Origin of the sequence: Haloferula sp. A504 (genome assembly GCF_044385805.1) — a bacterium.
In the GTDB taxonomy this organism is placed as follows: Bacteria; Verrucomicrobiota; Verrucomicrobiia; order Verrucomicrobiales; family Akkermansiaceae; genus Haloferula.
The window spans coordinates 13,575-37,055 of the sequence record NZ_JBISBU010000020.1 but is presented as its reverse complement, the minus strand read 5'-3'; the positions used below and the strand labels follow the sequence as shown (position 1 = coordinate 37,055).

Below are 23,481 nucleotides of genomic sequence, written 5' to 3'. Positions count from 1 at the left end.
TTAGGAATGATCGGGGACCTTGGCAAGCGAATCTTTTGCCTCGTGTGACGGATTTCCCCTTCGCGGCATCAAGGCTTGCCAGCGGGCCGCGGTCGGCAAGCATGGGCGCGGTTATGGATTCGATACGCGCCGAGTCGGTGGTCAAGCGCTTCGGGGAAGTCACGGCGCTCGACGGCGTCGACGTCGAGGTGGCGCCGGGCGAGCTGTTTTTTCTCCTGGGGGCGTCCGGCTGCGGCAAGACGACCCTGCTGCGCTGCATCGCCGGGCTCGAGCAACCGACCGAGGGCGGGATCTTTTTCGGGGACACGGAGGTGACCGGCATGCCGCCGCACAAGCGCGAGGCGGCGATGGTGTTCCAGAGCTATGCGCTGTGGCCGCATCTCACGGTGGGGCGGAACGTGGCCTTCGGTCTCGAGGAACGGAAGGTGCCGAAGGAGGAGATCCGGCGGCGGGTCGAGGAGGCGCTGCGGCTCGTTCATCTCGCGGGCATGGACGAGCGGGGGGTGGACCAGTTGTCGGGTGGCCAGCAGCAGCGGGTGGCCTTGGCGCGGGCGCTGGTGGTGCGTCCACGCTGCCTGCTCCTCGATGAGCCGCTGTCGAATCTCGACGCCAAGCTCCGGATCGAGATGCGCCGGGAAATCCGGAGGATCGTGAAGGAGGGAGGACTCACGGCGATCTACGTGACCCATGACCAGGAGGAGGCGCTGGCGATGGCCGACCGGATGGCGGTCCTCAACGCCGGAAGGGTCGAGCAGCTCGGCACCCCGCAGGAGGTTTACCGCTCGCCGCGCACGGCCTTTGTCGCCGGGTTCATCGGGGAAACCAACCTGATCAAGGGGCGGGCCGTCGATTTCCGGGCCGGTTTCGTGCAGGCCGAGACGAGGTTCGGGCTGATGGTCGGCCGCTCGACCGATCCCGATTGGTCGCCCGGCACGGGCGATGAGGTCGTGCTTTCGGTCCGGCCGGAGGCGTGGCGCATCGGGGGCGTCCGCGGCGGCAACGGCGCGAGCGGGACGATTCTCGAGCGCAGTTACCTGGGTCAGCGCATCCAGTACGTGCTGGAGTCCGAGGCCGGGCGCCAGCATGTCGTCGAGCTGAATCCGGAGCTGGTGCGCGAGGTCGGGGACGAGGTCGGGTTCGGGTCGCGTCACGAGGACGTGGTCGTGATGAAGGGTTGAGCCATGCTGAAGCGACTCATTCCGGTATTCGCGTTGCTGGCGCTGGTCGTCGCGGCGCCGCTGCTTTTGCGCAAGGACAGCGAGGTCGCGGCCGCCGGTACCGGGGATGACCGGCTGGTGATCATCACGCCCCACAACGATTCGATCCGCTCGGAGTTCGGCGAGGCCTTCGCCGCCCACTGGCAGCGGAAGACCGGTCGCAGCATTTACATCGACTGGCGGGCCCCGGGCGGCGGTGGCGACATCAAGCGCCTGATCGCGAGCGCCTTTGGCGCGGCCGAGGACCTGGGCAAGGAGGGCACCGCGTTCGACGTCTTCTTCGGCGGGGGAACCAAGGATTTCATCGACCAGGCCAGGCTGGGCCGGCTGGCCGTGCTGGAGGTCTTCGACACCGAGCCGCAGTGGTTTTCCGGTGACCGGATCGCCGCCGGGTTCTCGGGCGAGACCTACTACGACCCGGAGCACCGCTGGGTCGGGGTCTGCGTTTCCCAGTTCGGCATCGTTTACAACCGGGATGCGCTCGGCTGGCTCGACCTGTCTCCGCCGCAGCGCTGGGAGGACCTCGGGGATGCTGCCTATTTCGGGCGGCTGGCCCTGGCGGATCCGACCAAGAGCAGCTCGGTGACCCAGGCCTTCGAGATGCTCGTGCAGGAGCAGATGCAGGACGTGATCCGGCAGCAGGGCGACACTCCCGAATCCCGTGCGGAGGGTTGGCGCCGGGGCATGAACCTGCTCCAGAAGCTCGGGGCCAACGCCCGGTATTTCAGCGATTCCGCCAGCAAGATTCCCTACGACGTGGCGATGGGTGATGCCGCGGCGGGGACCTGCATCGACTTCTACGGAAGGTCCTTCGAGGATGCGGTCCGGTACGAGGATGGCACCAGCCGTCTGCACTGGATTTCCCCGGAGGGAGGGACTTCGGTGAGTGTGGATTCCATCGCGGTCTTCCGCGGGGCGCCGAACATGGAGATTGCCCAGGAGTTCGTCCGGTTTTGCCTGAGCGAGGAAGGCCAGCTTCTCTGGAACTACCGTCCGGGCACCGAAGGGGGGCCGAAGTCGCGGGCCCTGCGACGCCTGCCGGTCCGGCGCGATCTCTACACTCCGAAGCATCTGAGGCATTTCACCGATCCCGAGGCGCTGCCCTACGAGCGGACCGGCGAGTTCGTCTATCAACCCGAGCTCACCGGGGCGGCCTTCGATGCCCTGCGCGTGATCTTCCGCGCGGTGTGCATGGACCCCCACGACGAGTTGAAGGAAGCGTGGCAAGCGGTTCACTTCGGGAGCGGGGGGGATCTTTCCCTGATCCATGACATCGACGGGATCGAGTACGCCCAGGTGATGAACGAGCTCGTGCCGCTGCTCGAGCGCGATGATCCGCTCGAGGTCGCCCGCACCCTGACCGGCATCTCCAAGGCCTTCGCGGCCCGTTACCGGGCCGCCGCCGAAGCGAAGGGAGGGCAGCCATGAAACGTCGCAACGCGGTGGCGGTGACGGCCGGCGTCTGCCTGCTGTTTGCCGTGTTCTTCATCTATCCGGCACTTGCCGTGGTCGGCGAGGCCTTCCGCGACCGTGATGGTGGCTTCACCTTCGCCTTCGTCGTCGAGGTCTTCCGCAACCCGGTGTACGTCGAGGGATTGTGGAATGCCTTGCTGCTCGGGGTGACGAGCACCTTCGTGACCCTGCTGATCGCCTTCCCACTGGCCCTGCTTTCCCACCGCTACGACTTCTTCGGCCGGCGCATTCTCGGCGGCCTGATCCTGATCCCGCTGGTCCTGCCGCCCTTCGTCGGGGCGATCGGCGTGATGCACATTCTCAGTGTCACCGGCTCGCTCAACTCGCTGCTGATCGAGATCGGCCTGATGGATCCCGGTCAGCGGATCGACTGGCTGGCGGAGGGTCGCTTCTGGGGGATCGTGGTGATGAACGCGCTGCATCTTTATCCCATCCTCTACATGAACATCGCGGCCTCACTCTCGAGCCTCGACCCTGCGATGGAACAGGCTGCGGAAAACCTCGGGTGCCGGCCCTCGCGGCGCTTGTTCCGCATCACCCTGCCGCTGGCGATGCCGGGAATCTTCGCCGGTTCGTCGATCGTCTTCATCTGGTCCTTCACCGAACTCGGGGTGCCGCTGGTCTTCAACTACAGCCGGGTGGCCCCGGTGCAGGTCTTCCACGGCATCAAGGACCTCGGGGGGAATCCCGCACCCTACGCGCTGGTCGCGGTGATCCTGCTGATCTCGGCACTGGTCTTCGGGCTCACGAAGTTCCTGTTCGGACGGTCGACCTCGGGGAGCCAACCCCGTCCGAAGGGACGCGACGCCGAGAAGAAGCTCACCGGACTCAACTCGCTCGGCTGCGCGATGATTTTCGCGGGCGTGTTCCTGGTCGCCTCGATTCCCCACGCCGGAGTCGTGATGCTCGCGTTTTCCGACAACTGGTATGATTCGATCGCGCCGGTTCACTGGACGATCGGCCATTTCCAGGAGGCGCTCGGTGATCCGCTGGTGGTGCCCTCGATCGAGAACAGCCTGTTCTACGCCGTGGTGGCGACGCTGATCGCCGTGATCGTCGGTCTCGCAATCGCCTGGGTGGTGGTGCGCAGCGACATCAAGGGGCGGAGTGTGCTCGATGCGCTGGTGATGCTTCCGCTGGCGGTCCCCGGCCTGGTGCTGGCCTTCGGCTACCTGGCGCTGTCGCAGGAGGGGAAGCCGCTGCACTTCATGATCGGTGCCGGGGGAAGCCCGGCCCTGCTGCTGATCGCCGCCTATGCGGTACGGCGGATGCCGTACGTCGTGCGGGCCGCGGTGGCGGGTCTCCAGCAGAGCAACCCGGCGATGGAGGAGGCGGCGCGTTCGCTCGGGGCCGGCACGTGGCGCACGCTGCGACGGATCTCGATCCCCCTGATCGGCGCCAACGTCGCGGCCGGCGCGATCCTGGCCTTCGCCTTTGCCATGCTCGAGGTCAGCGACAGCCTGATCCTTGCCCAGCAGGCCCAGCATTACCCGATCACCAAGGCGATCTACACGCTGCTCAGCACCCTTGGCAACGGCCACGAACTTGCGGCCGCATTGGGAACCTGGGCCATGGTCTTCCTCGGCATCGCGATCGTCGGCGCGACGGCCCTCGGCGGGAAGAAGGGCGGCCTGTTCAAGCTCTAACAGCGTGCTTCCATAAAGGGGGAACTGCTTACGCCACCGGCGGGCCTGTTCTGTTCGTAGTTCCCCCTTTAGGGGTCCAAACGACCGACCCGGCAACCCTCGCCTCAAGAACGAGACCGAAGACCTCCTGAAGGAGGAACGACGTACTGAAATGGTCGGCCGGATTGGCTGGGCTCACTTCTCCGGGTGGCGGAGGTCGATGGTGTAGTCGTCGGGCCAGATCTCGCTGGTGGGGTCGAAGAGAGTACTTCCGCCGCCGCTGGCGACGCGTCCGTCTTCGGGCCGGATGGGAAAGTGCCAGACCGAATTGTCGAGATGGAGCACCACCGCCATTCCTCCATAGACTTCAGAGTGGAAGGATTCGGTTCCTATCTTCATCGGGGCAAAAGCGAGGGGGATTCCCGGGTTCAAGTCCGTTTTTAGGCCTGCAAGATAGCTGTAACCGACTTCCCCTGGGGCCAGTGCCTCTCCCGGGTCGATATCGTTGTCCGGCCTGCTCCTTGGTAGCTCCGGGTGCCGACACCAGAAGATCTCTTCAGACTGAATTCCATAAGCGATGAACTGCCTGAATAGAGCGTTGGTGCTTGTGCCTTGCAGATTGAGATCAGTCTCGGTTGCTGCCTTCACAGCGTTTGCAGTGTCTTCCGACGGGAAAGCGCCGAATTCCTGATCAAATTCAAGGAAGCAAAGTCCGATCTGTTTGAGGTGATTGTTGGCTGTGGTCCGTTGAGCAGCCGCCTGCTGCCTGCCAATCATCGGCCATGTGACGAAGCCGAGTATCACCAGCAGCACCGTAGCGACGATCACCATGCTCGGGCTGTACGACTTCTTCGTTTTTGAAGCCGATGTTGCAGGCACCGGCGGCCGGTATTCCTCTTCCACCGCAGCAGGTTGGTGAAGATCGACAGGAATGTCGATGCTCCGGAAGGGCGGGCAGCAGTGTCCGCCCTCTCTATGCCAGGTGCCTCACACAGTGCCGGGACCAGGTCTCGAGGCGCTCGAACATGGGGCCGTTGAGTTCGGCGAGTTCGGTGAAGTTCAGGTCGGCCAGCGCGTCCTCGTTCGAGTGGACGGCGTCGTCCTCGATCTCGATCAGGTGGACGACACCGAGGTGGACCCGCCCGACCGGGTTCGAGTCGTCGTTGAGTAGTGCGATGATGCGGTTGGTGTGGGGGACCTCGAAAACGAGTTCCTCTTCGAGTTCGCGCTCCACCGCCGCCTGATAGGCCTCGGGCCCGGTCCTGCCGCCGCCGGTGTCGACCGGATTGATGTGCCCGCCGACGCCGACCGAGCGCAGCGCATGGAGTCGCGCCTCGCCGCCGGCCTTGCCGCGGGTGTAGTTGAGGACTCGCGTGCCGCAGCGGATCACGCAGTAGGGGATGATCTGCTTGTGCGAGGGGTCGTCCTCCGCCTCGGCCCGATCCATGAAGAAGTGGTTTGCCGGGTCGAGCAGTCGCCCGATCACGGACTCGATGCCGTCGGTGCGGATCCCCTCGAAGATCCCGGTTTCCTCCAACAGCGACCTCGGGACGACCAGAACTTCCTCACCGGCGTATTTCGACATGCGGGGAGGCTGCGCCTCCGATGACGAATGACAAATGGAAAATGACGAATGCCGGAACTGGGCGGGATGAAGGCCTCAGTGGTCGAGCTTCAGCTTCTTGAGCTTCGGCGCGATCACGGCCCGGCAGTAGCCCGCCGACTTGTTCTGGAAATAGTATTCCTGATGGTATTTCTCCGCCGGGTAGAAGGTCGAAGCCTTGGTGACCTCGGTCACGATCGGGTCCGTGAAGTCCTCCTGATGAGCTTTCTTCGAGGCCTCGGCGATCTTCTTCTGTTCGTCGGAGTGGTAGAAGATGGCGGAGCGGTACTGGGTTCCGACATCGGCTCCCTGGCGGTTGAGGGTGGTCGGATCGTGCATCTGCCAGAACCACGAGAGGATCTCATCGTAGCCGATCTTCTTCGGGTCGAAGACGACCTGGACCACTTCGGCATGGCCGGTGGTGCCGGTGGTGACGGCTTGGTAGGTCGGGTTGGCCACGGTGCCGCCCATGTATCCCGACACGGCGGCGTAAACGCCGTCGAGTTGGTCGTAGACGGCTTCAATGCACCAGAAACAGCCGGCACCCAGTGTGGCGACTTCGGCCCCTTCGGGGACTTTCGGGGCTTCGGCGGGCTTCTTGTCTTCTTCGGACATGGCGTTGCAGGAAGTGAGGGCGATGAGTGTGAGGATGGAAAGGAAGGACTTCATGGTGGCTGGAGGGCTGTCGAAGCCTCGATGTTCCCAAATAGTAGCCTGAAAAGGGGTTCCGTAAAGGGGGAGCGGAAAGAGGTTTTCGGCCCATGGCGGATTCGCTAGAAATCCCGCGTGGAAGCCGCGGCCGTCGAAATCGAGCATCTGAGCAAGCGCTACGGGCGTTTCGAGGCGCTGCGCGAGGTCGCCCTGTCGGTCCCTCGCGGGAGTGTGTTCGGGCTGCTCGGACCGAACGGCGCAGGCAAGAGCACGCTGGTGAAGTCGCTGCTGACGATCGTCCGTCCGACCGAGTGCCGCGGCACCCTGCTCGGCGAGAGGATCGGCCACCGCCGGACTTTGGCGAAGGTCGGCTACCTGCCGGAGCATGCCCGCTTCCCGGAATATCTGACCGGCCGCCAGATCGTCGGCTTCACCGCCGGGCTGGCCAAGGTTCCGGCGAAGCAGGCGAAACGCCGTGCGGAAGAACTGCTCGAAACCGTCGGCATGAAGGACTGGGCAGATCGGAAGAACGGCACCTACTCGAAGGGGATGCGCCAGCGGGTTGGACTCGCGCAGGCACTCGTCAATGACCCCGAGATCGTCTTTCTCGACGAGCCGACCGACGGCGTGGACCCCGGCGGGCGCATCGAGATCCGCAAGATCATCGAGAGGATGCGGGAGGAGGGACGGACGGTCTTCGTCAACAGCCACCTGTTGGGCGAGGTCGAGCAGGTCGCCGACGAGGTCGCGATCATGGCCCACGGCCGGATCGCCGAGTCGGGCACGCTCGAGTCGCTGACCCGGCGCGACAACCGCTACGAGATCCGCACGCTCGGGCCGGTGCCGGCCGAGGTGCGGGCGGAACTCGAAGGGGACGGACTGGAGGTGGCCGGCGACCGGATCGCCTCGACGGCGGCGGACGCCAAGGGGGTCCAGCAGCTCATCGACCGGCTGCGCTCCCGGGGGGTCGTGATCCGGGAAATGAAGGAGCTCCGCTTCACCCTCGAGGAGGTTTTCCTCAAGGCGGTGCAAAGTGTCGGAAAGGAGGAATCCCGGTGAGGCAGTTCGTGGCGGTGTTCGTCGATGCGCTCCGGCTCCTCAGGGCCCGGGCGCTGTTCTGGATCACGCTCGGGATTTCGGCCCTGGCGGCCGTCCTTTATCTGTCGATCGGCTTCGATGAGAACGGCGTGACCTTCCTCTTCGGGGCCAGCGGTTTCGAGAGCGAGTTCCTCCGGGAGGGTTCGCCGCTGGCCGAGATGTTCTACCTCGGGATCTTCAGCATGATCATCGTCAACCTCTGGCTGTCGTGGATCGCGGTGATCCTCGCGCTGATCACCTGTGCGCCGGTGTTTCCGGAATTCATGGCCGAGGGGAGTGCGGGCGTGGCGCTGAGCAAGCCGATCTCCCGGATCAAGCTGTTCTTCTACAAGTATCTCTCCGGCCTGCTCTTCGCCTTCCTGCAGACCGGGATCTTCTGCGCGATCGTTTTCCTCGCGATCCGGCTGCAGGTCGGGACCTGGAATCCGTCGGTCTTCTGGGCGGTGCCGCTGGTGGTCCTGATGTTCTCCTACCTGTGGTCGGTGATGGTCGCGGTCGGCGTGCGGACCCGCTCGGTGATGGCCTCGGTGCTCGCCTCGCTGTTGGTCTGGTTCGGCGCTTGGATCGCGAAGACGGTCGAAGAGTATGCGTGGACCGCCGCCGAGTTTGGAGAAGTGCCCGCGGCCCAGGGATCGATGCGCTTGACCGAGGCGGAGCAGAAAGGTTGGCGTGACCGCTATTCGCAGGTCTCGCTGGCCTATACGCTCCTCCCGAAGACCTCGGACACGGTGAACCTGTTGCAGCGCCTGGTCACGGTCCAGGGACAGAAGAAGTTCGCGGTCAGCGAGCTGTTGAACCTGATGGCAACCGGCGCGCCCGTGCGGGACGATGAGGTGGAGGAGGCGTTGGAAAGGCACAGCGTCGGCTTCATCATCGGCTCGTCGCTCGCCTTCGAGGCCGTCATGCTGGCCTTTGCCGGATGGAGCTTCTGTCGGCGGGATTATTGAAGGATCGCCGATCTCCGAATCGGCATCTTCAATCGCCAACCGGAGCCGATTCGGAGATCGGCGGTACCTGCTTTCAGTCGACCCGACCAAAGACCAGCGCCGTCCGTGCCGGGGTGTAGATGCTCAGTTCACCATCCTTGTTCACGGGATAGGGGATGGAGGCGTCGAGTCGGTCGTGGCCGCCGAACTCCGGGGCGTCGGTGTCGAGGAGGAGTCGGTACTCGCCGGTGCCGGGCACCTTGAAGCGGTAGTCGGGAATGGAGCGATCGAAGGACCAGTTGAAGACGAAGATCATCCCGGCCCGCTCGGCGCACAGGACCTTGTTCGTCGGGTCGATGTTGAGGCATGTGGGCGGCGTGTCGCCGGGCAGTCCATGCGCCTCGCCGAACTCCAGCATCGCCCGGTCGAAGGCGGCGAGGAACCGGTATTTCAGCGCCTCGTTGTCGACCAGCGACCACTGGCGGCGGCAGTAGTGGTGCGACCAGTCGTTGCCCTCGCGGGGGAAATCGACCCACTCCGGATGGCCAAACTCGTTGCCGATGAAGTTCAGCCAGCCTTCTCCGGCGAGGGCGAAAGTCGCGAGCCGGATCATTTTGTGCAGCGCGATCCCCCGGTCGATCACCGGGTTTTCGTCCTCGGCCCCCATGTGCCAGTACATCTCCTGGTCCATCAGCCAGAAGGCGAGGGTCTTGTCGCCGACCAGCGCCTGGTCGTGGCTTTCGGCGTAGGCGATGTTGGCCTCGCCGTGGCGGCGGTTGGTGAGCGTGCCCCACATCTCGTCGAGATCCCAGTCCTCGTCGCGGGTGTGCTTGAGCAGCTTGATCCAGTAGTCCGGGACGCCCATCGCCAGGCGGTGGCTGAAGCCGATGCCACCCTCGTTGATTGGGCGGCACAGTCCGGGCATGCCGGACATGTCCTCGGCCACAAGGATCGCACCGGGCTTCAGTTCGCGGGCCAGGGTGGTGGCCAACTGGAGATAGAGGATCGCGTCGTGGTCGATGTCGTGGGCGAAGTACTTGTCGTAGTGGTCGAAGGCGATCGTGCCGCGGTGCCAGTAGAGCATCGAGGTCACGCCATCGAAGCGGAAGCCGTCGAAGTGGAACTCCTCGATCCAGTAGCGGACGTTCGAGAGCAGGAAGCAGCGGACCTCGTCGCGGCCGTAGTCGAAGCACTTCGAGTCCCATTGCGGATGCTCGCCACGGCTGTCGGCGTGGAAGTAGAGGTTGCCGGAACCGTCGAGGTCGTTGAGGCCTTCGGCGATGTTCTTGACGGCGTGGGAGTGGACGACATCGAGCAGCACCGCGAGGCCGAGGCCGTGGGCGGTGTCGACGAGGTACTTCAGGTCCTCGGGTGTGCCGAAGCGCGAGGAGGGGGCGAAGAAATTCGAGACGTGGTAGCCGAAGGAACCGTAGTAGGGGTGCTCCTGGACGGCCATGAGTTGCACTGTGTTGTAGCCACCCTCGGCGATGCGCGGCAGGACCGTGTTGGCAAACTCGCGGTAGCTGTGGATGCGCGGTTCCTCGCCGGACATGCCGACGTGGGCTTCGTAAATGCGGGGGATGCGGACGGTCGAGGGATCGAAGTCGTGCCTCCACTCGTAAGCCTGGGGCGGGTTCCAGACCTGGGCCGAAAAGTCGTGGGTTTCCGGATTCTGGACCGCGCGGGTCACGCAGGCGGGGAGGCGGTCGCGGACCGTGTCGTCGGCACCGGTGATGCGGAGTTTGTAGGTCTGCCCGTGCTCGATGGTTCCGGCGGGAAGCCGGGCGCTCCAGACGCCGTTGTCGTGACGGCTGAGCGGATGGGCATCGCCGTTCCAGACGTTGAAATCGCCGACGATGCTCACCGCCTTGGCCGCCGGGAGCCATTCGCGGACGCTCCAGTCGCCGTCGGCCGTTGGATGGAGGCCGATCAGCTTGTCGCCGTTGGCGAAGGGGGCGAGCCTGCCCTTTGTGTCGCCGAGTCGATCAAGCGCTTTCTCAAAGCGATCGATGCGTTCCCGGATCCGGTCGGCCTGGGCTTCCAGCCATGGATCGTCACGGACGAGTTTGGGGAGGTCGGGAGCGTTGCTCATCGCGGCGAGGTTGAGTGGATTTCGGCGGACACGCGAGAGCGGAGTGGCTCCTTGCAGAACCCATGGCGGGGCGGGGCGGCTTTGAGCCGACTCCAGGGTGCGGGATCGAGTTTGGTGCGGGAACCTCCCCGAATGCCAGGCGGTCCCCCGCGACGAGGACGTCGCCCGTCCACGGTATGGCGCTTCACCCTTCGCCGAGGCTTCGGAGGACAGGTGGAAAGCGCCACTCCGGCTACTCCGGCACCTCGTTGGTGAAGAGCTCCTTGAGGTAGTCGGCCGACAGGATCTCGGGCGTGATGATCGGTTCCTTGCCGGGCACGTAGAGCACGTTGACGGGAATCGCGCTCCTGCCGAGTTCCTCGAGCTTGGCGTCGATCTCGGGGTCGGCCTTGGTCTTGTCCGCCTTGAGGGCGACGACTCCGCGCTCCTTCATCAGGTTGGCGACCTCCTCGGGGTAGGCGCGGCTCTTGTTGAGCTGGCAGGTGGCGCACCATTGGGCGGTGAAATCGACGTAGACGGGGGTGCCTTCTTCCAGCAACTGCTCGACCTTTTCTTCACTCCACTTCTCCCATTCGATGGCGGATGGCTCCGGCGGCGTACAGGCGTAGAGCCCGATGCCGGCGAACAGCACGGTCAGGCCACGGGCGGTCCACCGAACCCCGGAACGGCGGGCCGGAGTATCCCAACGGCCATAAATCCATGCGGCGATGGCGATCAGGGTCAGGCCGATGACCACCGTCAGCATGTTCACCAGCTCGATCTGGCCGACGTAGACCCACAGCAGGAATCCCGCCGTGGCGAAGAGCAGGAAGGACATCGCCTGCTTGAAGGACTCCATCCATGGTCCCGGGCGCGGCAGCATGTCGACCAGCTTCGGGAAAATCGACAGGATCAGGTAGGGCAGGGCGAGCCCGAGCGCCATGAAGGTGAAGGCGAGGAAGAACTGGGCGGCGGGCAGCGTGACCGCCACGCCGATGGCGACGCCGAGGAAAGGGGCGGAGCAGGGGGTGGCCACCACGGTGGCGAGGATACCGGAGAAGAACGAGCCGCTGACGCCCTGCTTGTTCTGAAGCGAGCCGCCGACACCCGTGGCGGAGGCACCGATCTCGAACAGGCCGTACATCGACAGTCCGAGGACGAACATGACGAGCATCAGGACCATGATGATCCACGGGTTCTGCAGTTGATAGCCCCAGCCGATTTCCTCGCCCGGGGCGGCGCTGGCGCGCAGGGCAAACAGGGCCCCGCTGAGAACCCAGAAGGAGACCAGCACTCCCACCACGAACATCACGCCATGCAGGACGATCTTGCGGCGGTCCTCACCGGCCTGCTGGACGAATCCCATGATCTTGATGCCGATGACCGGGAAGACGCAGGGCATGAGGTTCAGGATCAGCCCGCCGAGCAGCATGCCGCCGAGAATGGGAAGCAACTTGCTGAACGGCAGCGGAGGCGCGGGGGGCTTGCCGACGACCGTCTCGGGCACGACCACGGCCCTGGCTCCGAGTTCGGGCAGCGGTTCGTCGAAGACCAGGATGCCGGAGAGCGTGTTTCCCTGCTCGATCGGGATCTCGATGAGTGGGATCTCGGTCAGGCGTTTGAGCGGGATGGTCCATTCGGTTTCTCCCAGCCGGACGTTGGTCGACTCGGTGAGGGGTTCGACGTAGGGCACGTCGGGGATGAAGTGCATCCCGCCCTCGAGGATGGGAAGGTTGCCCCCGGAGGCGGCCGGCTTGACGTGGAGCGTGAACCCGCCGTCCGCGGTGGTCGCCGAAAACTCCCAGTCGGGGGCTTGTTTCGGAAGTGCGGCGCGGGCCTTGGCGAAGGTCTCCGCGGTTTCCGCGTTCGGGACCGGTGAAGCGGCCGCCTCGAGTTCGATCGTGTATTCCTGCGGCGCGCCGGGATGGGGCTCGTCCTTGCAGACCATCTTGCAGATCTGCCACGAGGGTCTGGCGGTCAGGGTGTAGCTTTCGCCTACGGCGAGGTCGGACGGCGGGGTGATCTCGACGGGGAAACGCACCGTTCCGGAGTAGGTGAGGCTCTGGTTTCCGAGGGATCCCTCGATGATTTCGGGCACCGGCCACTGGATGGGTCCGGCCTTGAACCCCTCCGGCAACCGCCACTCGATCTCCGGCGGCTTTTCGGTGCCGCCACTATTCTTGTAGTAGCTGTGCCAGTCCTCGGGATGCTCAAGGACGAGGGCGACGGTGAAGGGGTTTCCCGGAGCGATGTGGGTGACTTCGGAGACCAGAGAAGCTTCCGACCATTCCTCGGTCTTGGATGACTTGTCACCGAAAGCGAGTTCCAGCGGGTCGTCCTGTGATTGGGCCTGAAACGGTAGCAGGATTCCGAGAAGGAGAGGTAGGATCTTCATCACAACTTGGTCGTGGGAGGTGCGGCCGGTGGTTTGATTCCTCAATTCTCTCAGGCCCGGTCCAGCCGGTCGGCGCAGTCCCGGATCAGTGCCGGTCCATGAAAGATGAACGCGGAGTAGATCTGCACCAGGGAAGCCCCCGCGCGGATCTTCGAGACCGCGTCGTCGGGCGACGAGACGCCCCCGGCGCCGATGATGGGAATACCCGCGCCGAGCTCGGCGTGGAAGGCGGCGAGGATCTCATTGCTCTTCTCGAGCAGCGGCCGGCCCGACAGCCCGCCTGCTTCTCCCGCGCGGGGGTGTCCCTCGATCTCGGTGCGGGAGATGGTCGTGTTGGTGGCGATCAATCCATCGAGCCCGCCGTCGCGGAACACGCGGGAGAGTCCTGCGATGTGGGGCGGGTCGAGGTCGGGCGCGACCTTGAAGAGCAGGGGCACCTGCTTGCCATGCTCGGCGGCGAGCTTCTCCTGCTCCCGCTTGAGGGTCTCGAGCAGGTGCGCGCAGCTGTCCTCGCTTTGCAGGTCGCGAAGTCCCGGGGTGTTGGGCGAGGAGAAGTTGACCGCAACGTAGTCGGCGGCCTCGTAGCAGGCCCGGAAGCAGGCGAGGTAGTCGTCGACGGCATTCTCGTTCGGGGTGTCCTTGTTCTTGCCGATGTTGAAGCCGACGACGCCTTCAAACGACCGGCTGGAGGAGGCATGGCGCACGCCTTCGTCGATGCCGGGGTTGTTGAAGCCCATGCGGTTGATGATGGCCTCGCGATCGACCAGGCGGAACAGGCGGGGCTTGGGATTTCCCGGCTGGGGGCGGGGGGTGAAGGTGCCGATTTCGAGAAATCCGAAGCCGAGGCGCCCCATCGCATCGATGGTGTTGCCTTCCTTGTCGAGGCCCGCGGCGAGGCCGATGCGGTTGGGGAAGCGGAGCCCCATCAACTCGATGGGCGCGATGTGGTCCGGTTCCGGAAATACCAGAGGCAGGATCCGCGACCGCTCGGCCAGACGCAGTCCGGCCATGCTGACGTTGTGGGCGGTTTCGGGGTCGAGTCGGAACAGCAGCGAACGGGCAATTCGATAGGCGGCGGACACGCTGCGAGGCTGCGCCTCGAAGTGCCAAGTGAGAAGTGCCAAGTTCCAAAGAAGACCGATCTATGCGAGCTCGGCGGCGATGGGGTCCACTAGGGCGGCTCCCTGCCGGGTCAGGATGAAATGATCGCCTGCGACCCGGGCGAGGCCGGCCTCGATGAGGCGCTGCGAGTCATCGGCATCGAGCCATTCGAGCGGAACTCCTTCCTTCGTCCGGAGCAGGAGGGCGAGTCGTTCGAGGCGAAGTTGTTCGGCGTCGAGCGCCTCGCTTTCGACGGTGGCATGGCCCACGGCTTCGATCATCCGGACGTAGCGGTCGGTGTCGGCGACGTTGGTGGTCCGCAGCGCGGCGATGGTTGAAACGGCCGAGGGCCCGAGTCCGAGGTAGTCTTCACCCTGCCAGTAGCCGCGATTGTGCGTGGAGTGATGCCTGTCCCGCGCGTAGTTGGAGGTCTCGTAGTGATCGAATCCGGCCGCCGTCAGCAGGTCGTGGGCGAGGTGGAACTGCACGGCGTCGCGGTCCTCGTCCTCGTCGAGGTGACCTCGTTTCAGGCTTGCCAGGAACTCGGTGTCCTCCTCGTAGGTCAGGTTGTAGGCCGAGACGTGATCCGGTTCGAGCGCGAGGGTCGTTTCGAGAGTCGCGCGCCACGAGTCGAGGGAAAGCCCGGGAACGGAGAAGATCAGGTCGATGTTGACCGAGGGCATGCCGGCCTCCCTCAGGATCCGCACCGCCTCGGCCGCCTGCCCGGGATCGTGCTCGCGGCCGAGAGTGCGGAGGGTTGCCGGATCGAATGACTGGATGCCGAGCGAGACCCGCCGGACGCCGAGATCACGGAACAGGCGGGCCTTGGCCAGGTCGAAGGTCGCGGGGTTGGCCTCGAGCGTGACCTCGTCCAAGGAGTCGAGGCTGAGGACCTCGGATAGGCCCTCGAACAGACGCTGCAGGTGGGCGGGTGAGAGCATCGAGGGAGTTCCGCCACCCAGATAGAGCGTGCGAGGGGCGGTCGCGGATCGCTCATTGCGTATCGTGGTGATTCGCTCCCGGGCTTCGGCAACGACGGCATCGATGAACCGCGGGATGGGCGTGGCACCGGGAGTGTGCTTGTAGAACGAGCAATAGGGGCAGATCCGGTGGCAGAACGGAATGTGGAGATAGACCAGCATGATCAGCGCCCGATCATCACTTCGGGGACGACCACGGTCGGTTCGCCGCGGCGAAGCTTCTCGCGACCGATCCGCGCCTCGGGGACGACGGCTTCGAGAAACGCTGATTGCTCGCCGTCTCCGGAAAGGCCGGGCGCGGTGGGGATGCGGAAGGTTCCATGGCACTTCTTCGCCCCCCAGGGATCGAAGTAGGTGAACTTGAAACTCGACGAGCGCCGCGGGAGTTTTTCCGGAACCATCACGATGGTGACGAAATGGCCGTCCAGCGGAGTCCAGTGGCCGTCGCGTCGGGCGTAGCGGCGCAGGTTGATGACCGGAGGGAAGCCGCGCTTCAGCGAATCTCGGAGGCGGTCGTGAAGCCGGTCGAGATGGCGCTCCGGGGATTCGCGCTTCTCTCGCAGGAGTCCTTCCATCCGGGGTGCCGGTTGACCGCCGATGCCGGCGATTTCGGCGGCGATTTCGGTGAGGTCTTCGGCGTTGATGCCGCCGGAACTCCAGCGCTTGCGGTTCCGCAGGCTGTTGGATGGCTGCAGGCCGTGGGCGCGGATGATGTAGAGCAGCTTCGAGCGGTCCGAATCGCCGGGGATGGCCTCGGAACTCGAGCGCCAGTTCTCCGAGCCGCAGCGGAACGAGGCCAGCAGCGCGGCGGGACCGCAGGCATTGCCCGCGACCTTGAGCTGGTTCACCGGGCCGGCGACGGCGTGGGGAGCCCAGCGTTCATCGGCTCGGGCCGCGATGATCAGCACGGTCGCGACGAGACCGCTAAGGAGACTCCTGGGGCGCAACAACATCAACTCGGCGGTTGTTTGCCGGATTCTGGTCGGTTCCGCCACCGGAAAGCTCGACGCTCGACTCGATCCGCGCGCCGGACTCGAGGGATCCGAGCGGAAGATCGAAGGTCTGGGTCGCTCCCGGGGCGAGCGAGGTCACGTTGAGCTGGCTCTCTCCCATCTGGGTGGTCACGGAAACCGGCGCATTGATCACCCGGGCCGTGCCGCGGTTTTCCACGGTCACCTGCACGATGGGATTGCCCGCTTCGTTGAGGGTGACGTGATTGGCGGCGATGGCGATGTCGTTGATGCCCGCGATGTCATGGTTCAGTGCCCTCCCGACGTTCAGGATGCCGGCACCGTAGGCGGGATCGTAGCCCGGAGCCCCGGCTTCGTTGGCCGTCTGCTCGATCAGGCTCCACGCGTTCCAGGCATTGAGTCCTTCCTGGGTCATCGTCGCGGCGATGGCTCCCACGACCACCGGCGAGCTTGCGGAAGTGCCGCTGAAGCTCACCGACCTGCCATCGGCTCCCGCGGTGGTGAGCGCCAGTCCGGGTGCGGTGATGGAGGGATTGCCGGAATTGGAAAAATCGAGATGCTCGCCCAGGCCATCCACGGCCCCGACACCGATGACGTTGTCGTAGGCCGCCGGGTAGGAAAGGGAGGGGGCGCCGTTGTTCCCCGCGGAAGCCACGACGAGGACCCCGGCCTCGTTGGCATAGCGAATCGCCTGCTCGAGAAGAACGCTGCGTCCGCTGGAGCCGAGCGAGATGTTGATGATGTCGGCGCCGCCATCGGTCGCGGCGAGCACCGCCTGGGCGATCAGGAAAGTGTCCGAGGTGCCGTCGTCGCGGGCGATCCGGTAGTCGAGCACCCGGGCGTCGGGGGCCAGGCCGTCCTTGCCGGCGATCAGCGACGCAACGGCGGTGCCATGCCCGTTGATGGTCGAGCCGTCGGTGGGCAACTCGACGAGGTTCATGCTGGAAACCGCCTGGCCGAATGCGGAACCGCTCACCACCCCGGTGTCGAGGACGGCCACCACCACGCCCTTGCCCCAGGCGGTCCGGTCGCCGTCGGCACCGAGCCATCTCAGGTAGGTCTCCCCGAAGGCCACCGCGCCGGGCTGGATGCTGCCCTGCCCGGGGATCTCGGCGGGAAAGATGTAGCCGATCTCGTCGGATTCATCGAGCAGGCCGGCGAGGGCGCCGGGATCGTCCAGCCGCAGGCGCAGGGTGTTGAGCGCGTCGATCGATCCAATCACCGAGATGCCCGTGCCGTCGAGCGAGGCCAGGAAGCGGCGCATCGCCTCGGCACTCGAGAAGGTGACCGTGCGTTCGCCGTAGAGCGCTCCGGGGGGCGCATCGGTGCCGCGTGTCCGGTCCGGGCCGGACTCCCGTTCGCCCGACCTCGGAGGGAGCGGAGCCGGATCGTCGATGGACCGCGCCTGCCGGGCAGGAGCCGCTTCCCCGGTCTTTGGCTCCGGGGTCTTGCCCGCCTGATTTCCCAGATGACTGCCGAGAATGAGTCCGGCAGCCGTCACCAGGAGAATCAGGCCGATCGATTTCCAATGCCGCATCGCGGGAATAGAAACCCCGGACCCGGTGGATGGTAGCGAAAAATTCACCGCACCTTCGGTCCGTGCGGTAAGGGGAAGGTCCGGCCACAGGAAAGGGGGGGGCGAATCGAATCGGCTTGCGTGGGAAGGGCGATTGGTTCCAAGCAGGGGGCGCATGCGCGACTTCATCCGGCAGCCTGCGTTCAGCGAGGAGGACCTTGGCGTCCCCTTGCCGGATTCGCCGCATGCATGTTCGGTCTGCCTGCCGACCTGGTCCTCCGTCGTCGGCTACGAGGAAGGCCGGCAGAAGATCCTGCGCCGGCTCAAGGCGGGCTACCCGCGGTTCATTCGCAATCCGATCGTCGAACGCGTGACGCTGCGCGCGGCGGAGGAGCTTTGCGGCGACGGGGAGACGGCCTACCTGTTCCCGACCAAGAGCGCCGCCCAGCGGGCGCAGCGCTGGATCGAGCGGCGTTCGAAGCTGGCGGTGCGATCCTCGGGGTTCGATGGCTTTCAGGCGGTCATCGTCCCGCAGGCCGCGGCGACCGTGGCGTGGGAATACCAGCGGTTCACCGGGGAAATCATCAGCAGCCGGATGGCCGAGGATTGGCTGAACGGCGGGCTCCGGACCGGCTCCAAGCTCGGACTCTTGAAGCGCCGCCTGGCGAAGATCTACGGAACGGGCAGCGAGCAGGTCTCGGTGTTCGGCAACGGCATGGCGGCGATCACCGCCTTGCTGCGATCCCTGCCGGGCGTCGCCGAGGGCCGTCGCACGCTGCAGCTCGAATTTCCGTACGTCGACTCGCTCAAGCTCCAGGAACGCTTCGGGAACGGAGTTGTTTTTCTCAACGAGACGGAAGGGGAGTCGTTCGAAGAAGCGCTGCAGCGCATCGTCCGCGGCGAGTTCGCCGCGGTTTTCACCGAGGTGCCGACCAATCCGCTGCTGCGCTGTGTGGATCTGGAGCGGGTCTCCGTCGCCTGTCGCGAGGGCGGGACGCCTCTCATCGTCGACGACTCCGCCGTCGGCCCCCACAATGTCCGGGTCCTGCCGCTGGCCGACGCCGTGACCTTCAGCCTGACGAAGTGGCTTTCGGGAGTGGGCGACGTGATGGGGGGCGGCGTGGTGGTCCGCGAGGACTCGGAGTTTGCCGACGACCTGATCGCATCGCTCGACCGGGAGAGCACCGAGACCGGGCCGCTTTACCTTGGCGACGTCCAGGCGCTGCTGGCCAACATGAAGGGCTACCCGGCGAGGCTGAAGGGTGCCAACGACAGCGCCCGCGACCTGGCGGCGCTGCTGGCATCCCATCCGGCGGTGGCCGAGGTGTGGCATCCGTCCCGGACCACCACCGAGCGCTACGACCGCATCCGCCATCCCGACGGCGGTTACGGGGCTCTTCTTTCCTTCGCGCTCAAGTCCGCGCGGCGGGCACCGCGCGTCTTTGATGCGCTCGAGGTCACCAAGGGGCCGAGTTTCGGCACCCGGTTCACCCTGGCTTGTCCCTACACGCTGCTGGCGCACTACCGGGAGCTGGATTGGGCCGAAGGTTGCGGCGTGCCGCGGCATCTGATCCGGGTCTCGGTCGGTGAGGAGGATCCGAGGGAACTGCATCAGAGATTCGAGGATGCATTGCGGGTCGGTTGAGCCGGCAATTGAGCACATTTTGCTCAAATCCGGCATTGGAATGGCATCCAGGCAAAAAGGCTTGCCTGATCACGTCGATCCGCTGGAATTCGACCGACGTTAGCGTCGAAAGGCATTCGGTTTCAGCGAACTGGAGGAGTCTGGGGCGGTTTCGTTACCTCTACAGCCAGCATGAAACGCAAACCCAAGCTCGCCCTGCGGGTCAATCACGACAACCCCAACCACCACCTTTGGAACAACCGTGGAGTGTGGTGGTGCCACCTGACCGTTCACAAGCCCGACGCCACGGCTGAGCGCCTTCGTTTCTCGCTGAAAACCCGCGACGTCGAACAGGCCCGCGAGCGTCGCGACCGGATCTTCCAGCAGATTGCCGAGCACTACGAAATCGCCGCCTGAATCGGGCCGCGGATCTGGCCGGCCGCCTCTGGCATGGGCTGCGGTTCGGTTGGGGGAGCCAGCCCGACAGGCTCGGCTCTTGGCCGCGAGGCGGAAAGTCTTGCTCCGCTTCAAGGGGCGTCCCAACCTTTTCGGTGTCGCAACTCCCGCCACCTCGGGCCTGTAGCTCAGCGGTTAGAGCAGGGGACTCATAATCCCTTGGTCGCGGGTTCGAATCCCGCCGGGCCTACTTGAAGCGGTTGGAGCAGCCCCGACGCTGTCGGGGTTGGTCGCCGGTTCGAATCCGGCCGGGCCTACTTTTTCGACACCACGGCGTAGAAGGCACCCACTTCGCCGCCCTTCCGGGTGAGGAAGACCGGGGCCAGCCGGTGGGAGCCGGCCGGAAGCTCGGTGGTGAAGGTGATCGCGGTGTCGTCGCCGGAGACGGGCTTGCGGGCGAGATCCCGGCCGTCGAGGCGGAGGACGGCCTCGACCGCCGGAACGGCGACTCCCGGGTGGGAGCGGTAGGCTTTTGAGGCACCGGGGACATTTCCGCCCGGGGGCAGCGGGGCCGTGATGGGGTGGCCGGCCTCCTGCGGCCAGCGCGAAACGGTGATCTCGTAGGTGCCGGCCGTGACCACCTTCACCGCCCAGTGGCTTTCGTGACGAAGTGTCGGGGAATCCTCCTGAAGCAGGTTTCCGGCACGTCGGATCTGGCCCTGGTTCCACGGCGGCGGGTTCTTTCCGATCCAATCGTGGCAGGTCAGGGTGACGGTTTCGTGGCCGGGTTGGCCGAGGTGAAGCTCGGTGGTCCTGGAAAAGGTCGGCTCCAGTTCCGCCCACCACTTTTCGTAGAACGCGCGCATCCGGGCGACCTGGTCGGGGTGCTGGTCGGCGACGTCGGTCTTCTGGCCCGGGTCGGCCTCGATCTCGTAAAGTTCCTCTCCATTCACGAGGCGCCAGCGGCGGCTCATCACCGCCGACTTGCGCCACTTAATGGGGTCCACGACACGCTGGGAATCGGTGACGAGCATCCGGTCGGCCCAGTCAACGTCGGTCATGGGATCGAGCAGGGCCCGCAGGGACACGCCATCGAACTTCAGGTCGTCGGGCTTCGAGGATCCGGTGAGGTCCAGCAGGGTGGGGACGATGTCGACGGCGTGGGCGATCTCCTTCACGGGGTTCTTCCGATCCATGCCTCCGGCCGGCCAGTGAAGGAAGAAGGGGACCCGGTGGCCGCCATCGTATTCGGAGCCCTTGGCCCCGCGCATGCCCGCGTTGAAGACCTTGGCGCCGCCGGCCGTGCCGTTGTCGGTGGTGAAGATGAAGATCGTGTTGTCCGCCACGCCAAGTTCCCGGAGGAGGCTCCGGGTCTTCCCGAGGTTTTCATCGATGTTCGTGATCATCCCGAAAAAGGCGGCGATGCCCGCCGGTTGGTCCTTGTAGAGGTCCATGTATTTCTGCGGGCAGTGGAGCGGCCCGTGGGGGGCATTGGTGGCGATGTAGGCAAAGAAGGGCTTCTTCGCGGCCACGCACTTGCGGATGAAGGCGTGGCCGGCCTCGAAGAAGACATCGGTGCAGAAGCCCTTGGCGGGGACGGCTTCGCCGTTGTGGAAGTAGTGGCCGTCGAAATAGGAATTGTCCCAGTAGTCGGGGGTCTGGCCGACACCGCCGCCGCCGTGCCGGTAGACCTCGGTGAAGCCCCGGTCTTCGGGGCGGTAGGGGTAGTTGTCGCCCAGGTGCCACTTGCCGAACATGCCGGTTTCGTAGCCGTTGTCCTTCAGGAGCTGCCCGAGGGTGATCTCGTCGGCCCGCAGCATCGAGCGGCCCATGATGGTGTGCCAGACACCCGTGCGGTTGGTCCAGTGGCCGGTCAGCAGCGCGGCTCTTGTCGGTGAGCAGGTGGGAGCGACATGGTAGTCGTCGAGCGTCGAGGACTCCGCCGCAAGCGCGTCCATGTGCGGGGTCTTGATGACCGGGTTGCCGGTGCATCCGAGGTCGCCGTAGCCCTGGTCGTCGGTGATGATGAGCACGATGTTGGGCTTTTCGGCGGCGTCCAGGCTGAGGCAGGTGAGGGCTAGGGCAAGGCCAAGGACGGGTTTCATGCGGAGAAAGGAACCACGAATGGACGCGAAAGGACACGAATTTGGTTTCTGAATCTCCTGGGTCGCCGGCGAAAGCTTCGGGGCGGTAGGAGGGTAGGGATTGAGATGATGAAACCGGCGACGATGAGGGCGATGCTGCTGGGGACGCTTGCGGGGATGGGTGCCGCGGTTGCGGACGACACTTTGACCACGGATGCCCTCGAAACGTACGTCGCCCGCTTCAATGCCGACGACGAGGAGATGTATGCGAACATCCCCAACAAGGAGGCCCTCGCCTTTCTCAAGGACAACATCCCGCTCTTCGAGTGCCCGGACAAGCACTTCGAGCGGACCTTCTACTTCCGGTGGTGGACCTACCGCAAGCACGTGAAGTCCACGCCCGACGGCTACGTGATCACCGAGTTCCTTCCGAAGGTCAGCTGGTCGCGGAAACACAACACCATCAACTGTCCGGCGGCCCACCATTTCTATGAAGGGCGCTGGCTGCGCAATCCGGAGTATCTCGATGACTACGCGGTCTTCTGGTTGCGCAAGGGGGGCAAGCCGCGGCAGTACAGCTTCTGGATCGCGGATGCCTATCATGCGCGCCACCTCGCGACGCCGAACCGGGAGTTGCTCGTCGACCTGCTGCCCGACCTGGTGGAGAACTACGAAGCCTGGGAGGCCGGCTGGGATTGGGGCGCCCATCGCATCGGGCGGCACGAGAACGGGATGTTCTACACGATCGACGACCGGGACGGGGGAGAGATGTCCATCGGCGGGCACGGCTACCGCCCGACGCTCAACAGTTTCATGTATGGCGACGCCAGGGCCATCGCGGCCATTTCACGCATGGCGGGCGAGGGCGAGCAGGCCGCGCGCTTCGAGGAGAAGGCGGCCACCATCAAGCGTCTGGTCCAGGAGAAGCTGTGGGACGAGGATGCCCGGTTCTTCAAGATTCTGCCGAAGGAGGGAGCGCCGCTGGGCGGCGTCAGGGAACTCTACGGCTACACCCCGTGGTATTTCAATCTGCCGGACCCGGGCTACGAAGCCGGGTGGAAGCAGTTGATGGATCCCCGGGGGTTCCACGCTCCCTACGGGCCGACTTTCGCCGAGCAAAGGCATCCGGAGTTCGTGATTTCCTATGAGGGTCACGAATGCCAGTGGAACGGACCGAGTTGGCCGCTGGCGACCTGCAGCGTGCTCACGGCGATGGCCAATGTGCTCAACAACTACGAGCAGGACGTCATCGATCGGCGGGACTACTTCGAGGCCCTCGGCATCTACACGCGGTCCCATCTGCGTACCCGCGAGGATGGGAAGGTGGTTCCGTGGATCGACGAGAACCTCAACCCCTTCACCGGCGACTGGATCTCGCGCACCCGGCTGGAATCATGGAAGAATGGAACGTGGGACAAGGGCAAGGGTGGCAAGGAGCGCGGCAAGGACTACAATCACTCGACCTACAACGACCTGATCATCACCGGCCTGGTCGGATTGCGGCCGCGCGCGGACGACATCGTCGTCGTGAACCCGCTTCTTCCCGAGGGCACCTGGGACTCCTTCTGCCTCGACCGGGTGCCCTACCACGGGCACTTGCTCACCATCATCTGGGACAAGGCCGGCGGGAAATACGGCCGGGGCAAGGGCCTGGTCGTGCTCGCCGACGGCAAGGAGATCGCCAGGTCCGAGCGGCTGACAAGGACGACCGGCAAACTTCCGTGATGGACGGCAGCGAGGGCGCCTGCAG

The 23,481-nt window shown here is 65.1% G+C and carries 18 protein-coding genes and 1 tRNA gene; 9 read left to right on the top strand and 10 right to left on the bottom strand.

The features are described from left to right. The first annotated feature begins 113 nt into the window (after nt 1-113). Genes ACG2LG_RS11565 through ACG2LG_RS11555 form a run of 3 tightly spaced genes read left to right on the top strand, consistent with a single transcriptional unit; the run spans nt 114 to nt 4,336 of the window. Nucleotides 114-1,178: an ABC transporter ATP-binding protein gene (locus ACG2LG_RS11565; RefSeq protein WP_396259140.1), complete on the top strand. Its 1,065-nt coding sequence runs from the start codon at nt 114-116 to the stop codon at nt 1,176-1,178. A gap of 3 nt (nt 1,179-1,181) precedes the next feature. After that, nucleotides 1,182-2,645 (top strand): ABC transporter substrate-binding protein, encoded by a 1,464-nt coding sequence (locus tag ACG2LG_RS11560; protein WP_396259138.1) that lies wholly within the window; start codon nt 1,182-1,184, stop codon nt 2,643-2,645. Next, complete coding sequence (locus ACG2LG_RS11555) at nt 2,642-4,336, top strand: ABC transporter permease (protein ID WP_396259137.1); 1,695 nt, start codon at nt 2,642-2,644, stop codon at nt 4,334-4,336. Before ACG2LG_RS11560 ends, ACG2LG_RS11555 begins: the two co-directional genes overlap by 4 nt. Before the next feature lie 174 nt (nt 4,337-4,510). Here the strand turns inward: ACG2LG_RS11555 and ACG2LG_RS11550 are convergent, their stop codons facing one another. The 3 genes from ACG2LG_RS11550 to msrA all read right to left on the bottom strand — a co-directional run bounded on the left by ACG2LG_RS11550 (nt 4,511) and on the right by msrA (nt 6,587). Continuing rightward, complete coding sequence (locus tag ACG2LG_RS11550; protein WP_396259135.1) at nt 4,511-5,218, bottom strand: hypothetical protein; 708 nt, start codon at nt 5,216-5,218, stop codon at nt 4,511-4,513. 70 nt (nt 5,219-5,288) lie between these two features. Beyond that, nucleotides 5,289-5,900, bottom strand: coding sequence for a hypothetical protein (locus ACG2LG_RS11545; protein WP_396259134.1), 612 nt, complete (start codon nt 5,898-5,900; stop codon nt 5,289-5,291). 75 nt (nt 5,901-5,975) lie between these two features. Then, complete coding sequence (gene msrA, locus ACG2LG_RS11540) at nt 5,976-6,587, bottom strand: peptide-methionine (S)-S-oxide reductase MsrA (protein WP_396259132.1); 612 nt, start codon at nt 6,585-6,587, stop codon at nt 5,976-5,978. 117 nt (nt 6,588-6,704) lie between these two features. Between msrA and ACG2LG_RS11535 the strand changes: the two genes are divergently transcribed. Continuing rightward, a complete protein-coding gene (locus ACG2LG_RS11535; protein ID WP_396259130.1) occupies nt 6,705-7,628 on the top strand; it encodes an ABC transporter ATP-binding protein in 924 nt (307 codons plus the stop codon). Beyond that, the gene (locus tag ACG2LG_RS11530; RefSeq protein WP_396259128.1) at nt 7,625-8,614 is read left to right on the top strand and encodes an ABC transporter permease subunit; all 990 of its coding nucleotides are present in this window, start codon (nt 7,625-7,627) and stop codon (nt 8,612-8,614) included. The genes ACG2LG_RS11535 and ACG2LG_RS11530 overlap by 4 nt, the downstream gene beginning before the upstream one ends. Before the next feature lie 73 nt (nt 8,615-8,687). On the opposite strand, the gene ACG2LG_RS11525 is transcribed toward ACG2LG_RS11530, so the two are convergent. The 6 genes from ACG2LG_RS11525 to ACG2LG_RS11500 form a co-directional block, all read right to left on the bottom strand. After that, complete coding sequence (locus ACG2LG_RS11525; protein WP_396259127.1) at nt 8,688-10,685, bottom strand: alpha-amylase family glycosyl hydrolase; 1,998 nt, start codon at nt 10,683-10,685, stop codon at nt 8,688-8,690. Between the two features lie 232 nt (nt 10,686-10,917). Continuing rightward, nucleotides 10,918-13,059: a protein-disulfide reductase DsbD family protein gene (locus ACG2LG_RS11520; RefSeq protein ID WP_396259125.1), complete on the bottom strand. Its 2,142-nt coding sequence runs from the start codon at nt 13,057-13,059 to the stop codon at nt 10,918-10,920. Between the two features lie 50 nt (nt 13,060-13,109). After that, complete coding sequence (locus tag ACG2LG_RS11515; protein WP_396259124.1) at nt 13,110-14,183, bottom strand: quinone-dependent dihydroorotate dehydrogenase; 1,074 nt, start codon at nt 14,181-14,183, stop codon at nt 13,110-13,112. 18 nt (nt 14,184-14,201) lie between these two features. Then, nucleotides 14,202-15,302 carry a radical SAM family heme chaperone HemW gene (hemW, locus tag ACG2LG_RS11510; RefSeq protein WP_396259122.1) on the bottom strand — a complete coding sequence of 367 codons (1,101 nt, stop codon included), beginning with the start codon at nt 15,300-15,302 and terminating at the stop codon, nt 14,202-14,204. 2 nt (nt 15,303-15,304) lie between these two features. Then, nucleotides 15,305-16,093 (bottom strand): hypothetical protein, encoded by a 789-nt coding sequence (locus tag ACG2LG_RS11505; protein ID WP_396259120.1) that lies wholly within the window; start codon nt 16,091-16,093, stop codon nt 15,305-15,307. Then, on the bottom strand, nt 16,065-17,648 hold the full coding sequence (locus ACG2LG_RS11500; protein ID WP_396259118.1) for a S8 family peptidase: 1,584 nt from the start codon (nt 17,646-17,648) through the stop codon (nt 16,065-16,067). The genes ACG2LG_RS11505 and ACG2LG_RS11500 overlap by 29 nt, the downstream gene beginning before the upstream one ends. Nucleotides 17,649-17,802: 154 nt before the next feature. On the opposite strand from ACG2LG_RS11500, the gene ACG2LG_RS11495 reads away from it, so the two are divergent. The 3 genes from ACG2LG_RS11495 to ACG2LG_RS11485 all read left to right on the top strand — a co-directional run bounded on the left by ACG2LG_RS11495 (nt 17,803) and on the right by ACG2LG_RS11485 (nt 19,897). Then, the gene (locus ACG2LG_RS11495; protein ID WP_396259117.1) at nt 17,803-19,272 is read left to right on the top strand and encodes a PLP-dependent transferase; all 1,470 of its coding nucleotides are present in this window, start codon (nt 17,803-17,805) and stop codon (nt 19,270-19,272) included. Between the two features lie 171 nt (nt 19,273-19,443). Next, entirely contained in the window at nt 19,444-19,668 is a 225-nt protein-coding gene (locus ACG2LG_RS11490; RefSeq protein WP_379709202.1) for a hypothetical protein, read from the top strand. Nucleotides 19,669-19,824: 156 nt separating this feature from the next. Next, nucleotides 19,825-19,897: transfer RNA gene (locus ACG2LG_RS11485), tRNA-Ile, on the top strand. A gap of 64 nt (nt 19,898-19,961) precedes the next feature. Here ACG2LG_RS11485 and ACG2LG_RS11480 read toward each other — a convergent pair. Next, complete coding sequence (locus ACG2LG_RS11480) at nt 19,962-21,752, bottom strand: arylsulfatase (protein WP_396259115.1); 1,791 nt, start codon at nt 21,750-21,752, stop codon at nt 19,962-19,964. A gap of 108 nt (nt 21,753-21,860) precedes the next feature. On the opposite strand from ACG2LG_RS11480, the gene ACG2LG_RS11475 reads away from it, so the two are divergent. Then, nucleotides 21,861-23,456 carry an MGH1-like glycoside hydrolase domain-containing protein gene (locus ACG2LG_RS11475; protein ID WP_396259114.1) on the top strand — a complete coding sequence of 532 codons (1,596 nt, stop codon included), beginning with the start codon at nt 21,861-21,863 and terminating at the stop codon, nt 23,454-23,456. The last annotated feature ends 25 nt before the right edge of the window (nt 23,457-23,481 follow it).

Bases quoted from the DNA above. Each gene is read 5' to 3' on its own strand.
- ACG2LG_RS11545 (WP_396259134.1), bottom strand. From the start codon at position 5,900: ATGTCGAAATACGCCGGTGAGGAAGTTCTGGTCGTCCCGAGGTCGCTG.
- hemW (WP_396259122.1), bottom strand. From the start codon at position 15,302: ATGCTGGTCTATCTCCACATTCCGTTCTGCCACCGGATCTGCCCCTAT.
- ACG2LG_RS11560 (WP_396259138.1), top strand. From the start codon at position 1,182: ATGCTGAAGCGACTCATTCCGGTATTCGCGTTGCTGGCGCTGGTCGTC.
- ACG2LG_RS11495 (WP_396259117.1), top strand. From the start codon at position 17,803: ATGCGCGACTTCATCCGGCAGCCTGCGTTCAGCGAGGAGGACCTTGGC.
- ACG2LG_RS11480 (WP_396259115.1), bottom strand. From the start codon at position 21,752: ATGAAACCCGTCCTTGGCCTTGCCCTAGCCCTCACCTGCCTCAGCCTG.
- ACG2LG_RS11475 (WP_396259114.1), top strand. From the start codon at position 21,861: ATGAAACCGGCGACGATGAGGGCGATGCTGCTGGGGACGCTTGCGGGG.
- ACG2LG_RS11500 (WP_396259118.1), bottom strand. From the start codon at position 17,648: ATGCGGCATTGGAAATCGATCGGCCTGATTCTCCTGGTGACGGCTGCC.
- ACG2LG_RS11520 (WP_396259125.1), bottom strand. From the start codon at position 13,059: ATGAAGATCCTACCTCTCCTTCTCGGAATCCTGCTACCGTTTCAGGCC.
- ACG2LG_RS11565 (WP_396259140.1), top strand. From the start codon at position 114: ATGGATTCGATACGCGCCGAGTCGGTGGTCAAGCGCTTCGGGGAAGTC.
- msrA (WP_396259132.1), bottom strand. From the start codon at position 6,587: ATGAAGTCCTTCCTTTCCATCCTCACACTCATCGCCCTCACTTCCTGC.
- ACG2LG_RS11490 (WP_379709202.1), top strand. From the start codon at position 19,444: ATGAAACGCAAACCCAAGCTCGCCCTGCGGGTCAATCACGACAACCCC.
- ACG2LG_RS11505 (WP_396259120.1), bottom strand. From the start codon at position 16,093: ATGTTGTTGCGCCCCAGGAGTCTCCTTAGCGGTCTCGTCGCGACCGTG.
- ACG2LG_RS11525 (WP_396259127.1), bottom strand. From the start codon at position 10,685: ATGAGCAACGCTCCCGACCTCCCCAAACTCGTCCGTGACGATCCATGG.
- ACG2LG_RS11555 (WP_396259137.1), top strand. From the start codon at position 2,642: ATGAAACGTCGCAACGCGGTGGCGGTGACGGCCGGCGTCTGCCTGCTG.